Origin of the sequence: Nitrosomonas sp. Nm58 (assembly GCF_900107335.1) — a bacterium.
GTDB lineage: Bacteria > Pseudomonadota > Gammaproteobacteria > Burkholderiales > Nitrosomonadaceae > Nitrosomonas.
This window is the reverse complement of the sequence record NZ_FNPQ01000063.1, coordinates 1-9,766: the sequence shown is the minus strand read 5'-3', so window position 1 is coordinate 9,766 and position 9,766 is coordinate 1. Positions and strand designations below refer to the sequence as shown.

Below are 9,766 nucleotides of genomic sequence, written 5' to 3'. Positions count from 1 at the left end.
ATGCCGGCGGCTGTGGAAAAATTGTGAACGCAAACTCAACACCAGCCTACAGTTCGTCCATCTTGCTTTCTTGGCATTGTTACTGCAAAGATTTTGAACAGACTCTTAGATGTGTCTGTCATGATATTTGCGGAACGTAATCATTGACAATTGATTAATTAGGTTGAATTTTGGAAAAAACTGAAAATATTCTCCAGGCGGGCAGCAGCGCCGAACGAATCGAGTGCGGTATTCGCCCGCAGCGGCCAGTCATGCGGGAACGGCCTATCCTGGCGGTGTTGGTTGGCGCGCATTTCATGCATATCATGGATTTCATGATGATGCTGCCATTGGGTCCGCAATTCATGAAGTTGTTTGCTATTACGCCGCAACAATTTGGCACACTCATTTCGGCCTATGCATTCAGTGCTGCAATATGCAGTTTTTTCGCTTCATTTGTCATTGATCGGTTTGATCGCAAGATCATCTTGCTGTTACTTTGTGGCGGCATGGGCATTGCCACGCTGATCTGCGCGCTGGCAATCGATTATAAAATGCTCCTGCTAGCGCGTGCGGTAGCAGGCGGTGTTAGTGGCATCCTGAGTGCTATTATCTTTGCGATTGTTGCGGACGTTATTCCAGCGCAACGGCGGGGTGTGGCGACAGGTACCATCATGTCAGCTTTCTCAATGGCGGCAGTGATCGGCATGCCAATAGGCATGTTGCTTGCTAATCTAATCGATTGGTGCGCTTCCTATTTTCTGCTGACCGCTCTCAGCTGTGTAATGGTGATCGTAGTGCTGCGTGTGTTGCCGCCACTACGCAGTCATCTGCTCCATCATCAGGAACGCCACCCATTCCGGCAGTTACGCGCAATCTTCTGGGTACGCAATCACTTATATGCCTTTGCTTTAATTGCTACGCTGATGTTTGCTGGCTTTTCTGTGAGCCCTTTCATCAGCACTTATATGGTGATCAATGTGGGTATGGCAGAAGTCGATTTGCCTTATCTTTATTTTTTTGGTGGATTAGCAACCTTCTTTACTGCCCATTTCTTTGGGAAGCTGGCTGATTACCACGGCAAAAGAAAAATATTTGGGGTGGCGGCGGCCTTGTCAGTTTTTCCTATCCTGATGGTGACGCATTTATCACCGGTGCCAACAGTTTTTGCGGTGGGTATTTCGACGCTGTTCATGATGTTGGTTTCTGGCCGGTTTGTTCCTGCCATGGCGCTGGTGACTGCTAGTGTGACACCTCGTTTGCGGGGCAGTTTTTTGAGCTTCAATATATCGGTGCAACAGTTGTCAGCAGGCTCGGCCTCATTACTTGCTGGTTCTATCATGGGAATTTCGGCAAATGGCGCGCTGACCCATTATGATTCAGTAGGAATCATTGCGGCCATTGCAACGATACTCAGTATTTTGCTGGCAGTTAAAGTCAATAATCATCAGGAATGATGATGCGTTCTCATTCAGATGAATGGGTTTCAGGCTTTCTGCAGACCTCGCCCATGTTCGAGCCCGTGCGTGAAGCGGGGAAATCGTTCGAGAAGCTTGATCATTGGCCTGGAATTGAATGCTTGAATCAATTGAATACTGATCCCATTAGGGCGATTGCAACAAAATCAGGCAAGCGAATACGTTTTGTTCCACAAGCAAAAGCTACGCGCCAATTTGTGCAACGATATGAACCTCGAATCTATTTGACTGGAGAAATACAAACCCGCGAACACAACTGGCATGATCTATTCAATGCCCTTGTCTGGTTAACTTACCCACGTTCTAAAGCAGCATTGAATCAGTTGCATTATCGTGCTTTGCTGCAGGAGAGCGTGCATCAGAAAGTAATGCGTAGTCCATTGCGTGATGCGGCTACGCTCCTTGATGAGTCCGGAGTCATCGTCGCCAGTAGCAACGATGACTTGATCACACTACTAAAAAATTTTGAATGGAAAACCTTGTTCTGGGAGCAACGTGATGCAGTCATTGAACAAATGAAGTTTTTTCTGTTTGGCCATGGGTTGTACGAGAAAGCGCTATGCCCTTATCTCGGTATGACAGGCAAAGGTATTCTGTTTCATGTCAATGAAGCTTTTTTTGAACGGGGATTGATCGATCAGATTGCCATGATTGATATTTGGCTTGCTAATTTTCTAGCGCGCGAATATTTGACATCGGCTGATTTAACACCCGTGCCTGTGTTAGGCTATCCAGGCTGGTCATCTGATAATACTGATTCATCGTACTATGATAACCAGCGTTATTTTCGTCAACGAAAGATGAAAAAAGAGTCAAGATCAAGCAATTTTTCTTGAGAATTTATAAAGGAGGTTGAAATGACTGATATTGCCGGATTATTGGGAGATGAAGCAGATAAACTGCTCAATCACGTTTGTCAGGGTATTCCTAAGGCAGGATTGCATGTTCCTGGGCCAGATTTTGTCGATCGGGTAGTGGCAGCTGGTGATCGTAAGCCGGGTGTGTTACGGAATCTTCAGGCTTTATACAATCATGGTCGCTTGGCAGGAACGGGTTATTTATCTCTTTTGCCAGTCGATCAGGGCGTGGAGCATTCAGGAGGAGCTTCGTTTGCTCCCAACCCCATGTTCTTTGATCCTGAAAATATCGTCAGATTGGCGATTGAAGGGGGATGTAATGGAGTGGCTTCCACGCTGGGTGTGCTAGGGATGGTGGCACGCCGCTACGCGCATAAAATTCCTTTTATTCTTAAGATCAATCATAACGAATTACTGACCTACCCTAATAAGTATGACCAAACCTTATTTGCGAGTGTAGATCAAGCATTCGACATGGGGGCATGTGCGGTTGGGGCGACGGTATTCTTCGGTTCAGAGGAGTCACGCCGGCAGATACAGGAAATTTCTGAAGCATTCGCGCATGCGCATGACCTTGGAATGGTAACGATCCTCTGGGCTTATACGCGCAATGCTGCTTTCAAGACCGCAGAAAAAGACTACCATGTTAGCGCCGACCTGACGGGCCAAGCCAATCATCTTGCCGTGACGATCGAAGCGGATATCGTTAAACAAAAAATGGCAGAAAACAATGGTGGCTTTACTGCGCTTAAGTTTGGTAAAACAAGCACCAAGGTATATAGCGATCTTACCAGTGATCATCCCATCGACCTGGTGCGTTATCAGGTAGCCAACTGCTATATGGGTCGTGTCGGGATGATTAATTCAGGCGGAGAATCTGGAAAAGATGATTTGCATCAGGCAGTGCGTACGGCTGTAATCAATAAACGAGCAGGCGGAATGGGGCTGATCTCCGGGCGTAAGGCTTTCCAGAAACCCTTCGATGAAGGTGTCAAATTGTTGAATGCCATCCAGGATGTGTATCGATCCCAAGAAATCACTGTCGCCTGAGATGTTGTGAAAACGAGTGCAACGAGTTTCGATAATAAATCTACTGCGCACTCCGATCGCTGTGTTGGGCAGTGCTTGTTTCCTACCCATCTATTTGATATGTGACTTCATCTAAACTTACCCTATTCGTTTTTTTGTCGCTGCGTTCTGTCCGATTTGCGCGTGGGACACTCGCTACCGATTTCTTCACACCATCTGAGAGGCAATAGGAGAAAAACATGCCAAACAAAAATATTCAAGATCGTGCCATGGGTGCCATCATGGGTGCATTCATTGGCGATGCTTTGGGTCTAGGCCCCCATTGGTATTACAATCTCGACGAACTGCGTAATGATTACGGTGATTGGATTGATGGTTACACTGATCCCAAGCCCAATCGCTATCATGTAGGCTGTAAGGCTGGTCAATTATCACAGGCAGGTTTCATTCTGGCTTTGACGGTTCGCTCGCTGGTCGATTGCGGTGGCTACGATCAAGATGATTTCTGCCAGCGAATGGATGAAGAGCTGTTTCCACTGCTTGATGGCACGCCCGTGTGCGGGCCTGGCGGCTACACCAGCCAATCGATCCGTGAAGCATGGCGGTGCCGCGTACAGCAGAAGCGGCCATGGGGACAAACAGGTAGTCATGCGGATACGACCGAAGCGATCGAGCGCACGTTGGCGATAGCTGTGCGCTATGCTTTTCAACCAAGTCAGCTCGCAGCAGCTATTACAGACAATACCACGCTAACCCAGGTTGATGATACGGTGGTTTCGATGACCGTAGCTTATGGTGCTGTGCTGGGTCTTTTGGTTCAAGGGCATGCGCTTGATACTGAATTGTCAGGAAAACTTATGGAGCTAGTGAAAAATGGTGCACTACCTTTTCATGCAGTGACGCACGACGATTTGCAGCCGCCACGCCTTGGCGATCCTGATCCTCCGCGCGCGGGCCGCTTTGCTTCTCCGGATGCATTGCTTACCCCTTCTTATATGGCCGCAGCTGTAGCAGATCCAGAAATCCGCATAGCGCCCGCGTGGAAAGTGTCCATTGTCTATGGCATGCCGTGCGCTATCTATCATCAGTTACCGGCTGCTTATTACTTGGCAGCCCGGTTTCATAATGATTTCGAATCAGCCGTCCTTCATGCGATTAATGGCGGAGGGCAAAACCAGGCGCGTGCGATTCTAACGGGCGCGCTCACAGGTGCCCAAACTGGTTTATCTGGAATTCCCCAGCGCTTTCTTGATAGACTTGAAGGGGGTGCGGGTCTTGTAAAACTGGCTGAAGATCTGGCTTCGAAAGTGAGCGTTGCTTCTTGAGAATACGTTGGCGATGATCGCTATCTGGTCATTTAGCAAGCAATTTAGAAAATGAGGGGAGTTACTTTATCAGTATGCTTAATGTGGTTAATTTCTGTAGCTATGGACTTTCTGCAATATTTATGTGTGGTTTCGTTATAATATCGCTTTGCAAAGGATCGTTAACATGCGACTGATTCAGAAAGCCCTCACCTTTGATGATGTTTTACTCATTCCTGCTCATTCAGCAGTTTTACCCCGAAATGTAGATTTAACTACTCACTTAACCCGCAGCATTAAACTCAAAATTCCACTGGTATCCGCAGCAATGGATACCGTTACCGAGGCGCAATTAGCTATTGCCATTGCGCAGGAAGGGGGTATTGGCATTATTCACAAAAATATGTCGATAGAAACACAAGCCGCACACATTACTAAAGTCAAACGTTTTGAGAGCGGTGTGGTGACGGATCCTATAACGATTCCCCCCAATATGACAGTGCGAGGGGTGCTTGAGTTGATCCAGCAACATAAGATATCCGGATTGCCTGTCGTTGAAAATTCCAAAGTAGTGGGTATTGTGACTAACCGGGATCTTCGATTTGAAACCAATCTGGATCAGCCTATCAAAAATATCATGACACCTAAGAAACGCTTGGTAACAGTAAAAGAAGGCGTTTCCCGTGAAGAGGTTTTGACCTTACTGCATAAGCATCGGCTGGAAAGAGTTCTGGTGATTAATAATGAATTTGAGTTACGTGGACTGATTACCGTCAAAGACATTACTAAAACAACAGAATACCCAAATGCCAGTAAGGATGAGCAGGAACGGTTGCGGGTAGGTGCGGCAATAGGCGTCGGTGAGGGTAGCTACGAACGAGCAGAAGCACTTATAGAAGCTGGGGTGGATGTTTTGGTGGTCGATACTGCGCATGGGCATTCTCAGAGCGTGCTTGACCATGTACGCTGGGTTAAGGACCATTTTCCTAAAATCCAGGTTGTTGGCGGTAATATTGCTACTGCGGCGGCAGCCAAAGCACTGGTTGATAACGGAGTGGATGCAGTGAAAGTTGGTATTGGTCCTGGCTCGATCTGTACCACTAGAATTGTTGCCGGAGTAGGGGTGCCACAGATTACGGCCATTGAGAATGTATCCAGAGCATTGGATGGAACAGGCGTACCCGCAATAGCAGATGGTGGTATTCGTTATTCAGGCGATATCGCCAAGGCGATTGCAGCAGGAGCCAGCACTGTTATGTTAGGTGGATTATTTGCTGGTACGGAAGAAGCACCCGGTGAAATTGAATTGTTTCAAGGAAGATCATATAAGAGCTATCGTGGTATGGGTTCACTTTCTGCCATGCAACAAGGGTCGAGTGATCGCTATTTTCAGGATAGTAAGCTTCAAGATACCAATAAGCTGGTTCCAGAAGGAGTGGAAGGACGTGTTCCCTATAAAGGGCCGATTTCCTCTGTCATTCACCAGTTAGTGGGGGGAGTGCGTTCGAGCATGGGCTATCTGGGCTGTAGTACTATTGAAGAAATCCATGCTAAAGCAGAGTTTATTGAAATTACCTCCGCTGGCATACGTGAATCTCACGTTCATGATGTGCAGATTACCAAAGAAGCACCTAATTATCAGGTCGAATAAAAGCAAATCTCTTTATGCACCAGAAAATTCTTATTCTGGATTTTGGTTCCCAATATACCCAGTTAATCGCTCGTCGTGTTCGAGAAACCAATGTTTATTGTGAACTACATCCTTATGATGTCAATCCTCAGTTTATTATAGATTTCTCTCCCATAGGCATTATTTTGTCGGGGGGGCCTGCGTCTGCTTTCATTGAAGATACTCCGCGCGCGCCACAAATTGTTTTTGAGCTGGGTGTTCCTGTTTTGGGCATCTGCTATGGTATGCAGACAATGGCTGCGCAATTGGGTGGATGTGTAGAAAGCGCTAAAAAGCGTGAATTTGGCTATGCCGAACTATATCTCCAAGATTGTAAACTCTTTGATGAAATTCGTGATCGTACCAGCCCAGAAGGCCAAATAGTCCTCGATGTATGGATGAGCCATGGGGATAATGTGGTTGGATTACCCACGGGTTTTAAAGTCATTGCAAGTAATGCTGCGACACCGATCGCAGCGATGGCTGATGAGGTGCGGCAATTTTACGGTCTGCAATTTCATCCGGAAGTAACGCATACCTTACAGGGCAAAGTTATTATTGAGCACTTCGTTCATAACATTTGCGCCGCTGGTTATGATTGGAATATGCCCGATTATGTAGAAGAATCGATTAGCAGAATCCAGTCTAAGGTTGGTAACGACAAAGTGATCCTGGGCCTGTCAGGCGGTGTCGATTCTTCTGTAGCAGCCGTACTGATTCATCGGGCAATTGGCGATCAACTCACATGTGTCTTTGTGGATAACGGCTTATTACGCTTGCATGAAGCTGAACAGGTCATGGAAATATTCACCAAGAATCTCAATGTTAAAGTGATTCACATTGATGCGAGCAAACAATTCCTGGAGCAATTACAGGGTGTTACTGATCCCGAGCAAAAGCGCCGTATTATAGGTCGGGAATTTGTCGAGATATTCCAACGTGAATCAGCAAAAATTACCGATGCCAAATGGTTGGCGCAGGGAACCATTTATCCTGATGTGATTGAATCAGCAGGCAGTCAAACCAAGAAAGCACATACCATCAAGTCTCATCATAATGTAGGAGGGCTCCCGGACACGTTACACCTTAAATTGCTCGAACCACTGCGTGAGTTATTTAAGGATGAAGTTCGTGAATTAGGTTTGGTACTGGACTTACCTCACGATATGGTCTTTCGTCACCCCTTTCCAGGACCTGGATTAGGCGTCAGAATTTTGGGTGAAGTGAAACATGAATATGCCGATCTGTTGCGCCAGGCGGATGCGATTTTTATTGAAGAACTCCAAGCTTCTGGTTGGTATGAACGAACCTCACAGGCCTTTGCGGTATTTCTGCCAGTAAAGTCAGTAGGGGTAATGGGCGATGGTCGAAGTTATGAGTATGTCATCGCACTGCGCGCCATCCAAACTCAGGATTTTATGACTGCTCACTGGGCAGAATTGCCCTATACCTTGCTAGGTAAGGTTTCTAACCGAATTATTAATGAAGTACGCGGTATTAACCGGGTTGTCTATGATATCTCTGGCAAACCGCCCGCTACAATTGAATGGGAATGATTCCTAGTCTGGCGACTACTCGCATATAGAAGCAAGAAATTACTGAAAACACCCGAGAAATCGGGGTTTTTTGTGTTTGGCAATTTTCGGAAATTAGAAGCATCCTTAAGTGCTCATTTTTATTGGTATTGTTGATGGCATCCCAAATTGTTGATACCATAAATTTAATGTATACCATCACCTGAATTTGGCATAAGTGATGGTATTTTTTTATATAATATTTTGAAATTAGAATAAAAAATTAACAAAAAGACGGTATTCTGAATGATTGTGGTTAAACTATTTGGAAACTAATCTGTTAAATGATATTTCTGCGCTGCAGAATAAATCAAACTACTGGAGTGGTCTGACCAATATTTAATACCCAATAAAAAGATAATGCTGGAGCTGTTATGAAAGCGGTATATTTTGAAAAAGGTGGTTCGTCTAGTGTTTTGCAGTACGGTGATATAGAGACTCCCAGTCATTGCGGTAAGAATCAAGTTCTTGTTCGTATCAAAGCTATCGGTGTCAACCCGATTGATACTAAGATTCGAATTGCGCCCGAGCGCTTTCCTGTTTCTTTTCCCGTTATTCCAGGTTGTGATGGTGCAGGCATCGTGGAATCTGTTGGCTTTCTTGTGCAGAATTTCAAAGCCGGGGATGAGGTTTATTTTTCACAGCCGGGTTTTAATCAACGCCAGGGCACTTATGCCGAGTATGCGCTAGTAGATGCCAGTTTGCTGGCATTGAAACCACGTTCTTTATCATTTGTACAAGCGGCTGCAGCGCCGCTGGTTTTTATTACTGCGTGGGAAGCCTTGCATGACCGAACCCACGTAATCAGTGGCCAAACAGTATTAATTCACGCAGGTGCGGGTGGTGTAGGTCATGCGGCCATTCAGTTGGCAAAACTTGCCGATGCTAAAGTAATAACAACAGTGAGTAGCGAAGAAAAAGCTGCCTTCGTGGCACGATTGGGTGTCGACAAAATAATAAATTATAGAACACAAGATGTGGTGGCAGAGGTAGTGCAGTGGACTGCTGGTAATGGTGTGGATATTGCATTTGATACGGTCGGTCCGGATGTATTACAAAGCTGCTTTAATTGTGTCAAGCCTTATGGTGACGTAGTAACCATTTTACAGCCTACGCCTGCTACCGATTGGAGCGAAGCGCGGAAGCGCAATGTGCGTTTCAGTCTTGAGCTGATGCTGACACCTGCGCTGATGGATCTGGAAGAGGCGAAGCTGCATCAAGGTGAGATACTGCGACACTGTGCGGCTTTATTCGATGAAAATAAACTAACGATTGAGATAGCACATACCTTTAACCTAGTAGAAGCCGCAACCGCACAGAATTTTCTTGAACAGAATCATCCTATAGGAAAGATCGTTATTACGGTGTAGGAAAGGGGGTGTAGTGCAGTAAGGATTTAAGATTAGACTGCAATAAGATAGTAAATGTCCCCTGGCAAAGCGAGGGTTTATTAGGAAGAAGGTGATTTTAATTCCTATAAATTCTATTCAGTATATGTTAGCTAAAAGCGTCCACCCAATGCCGGTATCTATACAAGCCCCAATCCATATCTGCATTACCCTTTACCGAATTGCACTTTCTTGGGATCACAGCTCTGGTTCTCTTCTTCGTTATCTGCTCCCGTATATAGTCGGCCCTGCAAAATTCACCCGGCTGCTAATATAGATTTAACATGCCGAGTATTCACATCAACAGTCAGAAGTTCGCTCCTGATAGAATTGACCAGCTGAAGCAATAAAATGCGTAAAAAAGCCGTCTTCAGCCCCAGGCGAACCATTGCTCGCAGCAACCAGCGTAGGTTGTAACCCGTTGCACACAGTACTGCATGGAGCGCATCGCCCAGTTTTCCCTGTAACCAGCAACGATCCATTCGGTG

The 9,766-nt window shown here is 46.0% G+C and carries 7 protein-coding genes and 2 pseudogenes; 8 read left to right on the top strand and 1 reads right to left on the bottom strand.

All coding sequences use genetic code 11. The features are described 5' to 3' along the window. From BLW34_RS15830 to BLW34_RS13885, 8 genes and pseudogenes are all read left to right on the top strand, one after another. Positions 1–97, top strand: a pseudogene (locus BLW34_RS15830) (IS5/IS1182 family transposase); the annotation flags it as partial. Positions 98–170: 73 nt separating this feature from the next. Beyond that, positions 171–1,436 (top strand): MFS transporter, encoded by a 1,266-nt coding sequence (locus BLW34_RS13915; protein WP_090580822.1) that lies wholly within the window; start codon positions 171–173, stop codon positions 1,434–1,436. After that, on the top strand, positions 1,433–2,293 hold the full coding sequence (locus tag BLW34_RS13910; RefSeq protein WP_256203811.1) for a DUF3025 domain-containing protein: 861 nt from the start codon (positions 1,433–1,435) through the stop codon (positions 2,291–2,293). The genes BLW34_RS13915 and BLW34_RS13910 overlap by 4 nt, the downstream gene beginning before the upstream one ends. 21 nt (positions 2,294–2,314) lie before the next feature. After that, on the top strand, positions 2,315–3,364 hold the full coding sequence (locus tag BLW34_RS13905) for a class I fructose-bisphosphate aldolase (protein ID WP_090580819.1): 1,050 nt from the start codon (positions 2,315–2,317) through the stop codon (positions 3,362–3,364). A gap of 218 nt (positions 3,365–3,582) precedes the next feature. Beyond that, on the top strand, positions 3,583–4,668 hold the full coding sequence (locus BLW34_RS13900; protein WP_090580816.1) for an ADP-ribosylglycohydrolase family protein: 1,086 nt from the start codon (positions 3,583–3,585) through the stop codon (positions 4,666–4,668). Positions 4,669–4,834: 166 nt separating this feature from the next. Further along, positions 4,835–6,298: an IMP dehydrogenase gene (gene guaB / locus BLW34_RS13895; protein WP_090580815.1), complete on the top strand. Its 1,464-nt coding sequence runs from the start codon at positions 4,835–4,837 to the stop codon at positions 6,296–6,298. A 14-nt stretch (positions 6,299–6,312) separates the two neighbouring features. After that, entirely contained in the window at positions 6,313–7,872 is a 1,560-nt protein-coding gene (gene guaA / locus BLW34_RS13890; RefSeq protein ID WP_090580812.1) for a glutamine-hydrolyzing GMP synthase, read from the top strand. A 392-nt stretch (positions 7,873–8,264) separates the two neighbouring features. Next, complete coding sequence (locus BLW34_RS13885; protein ID WP_090580809.1) at positions 8,265–9,260, top strand: zinc-binding dehydrogenase; 996 nt, start codon at positions 8,265–8,267, stop codon at positions 9,258–9,260. Positions 9,261–9,535: 275 nt separating this feature from the next. Here the strand turns inward: BLW34_RS13885 and BLW34_RS13880 are convergent. Then, positions 9,536–9,766, bottom strand: a pseudogene (locus BLW34_RS13880) (hypothetical protein); the annotation flags it as partial.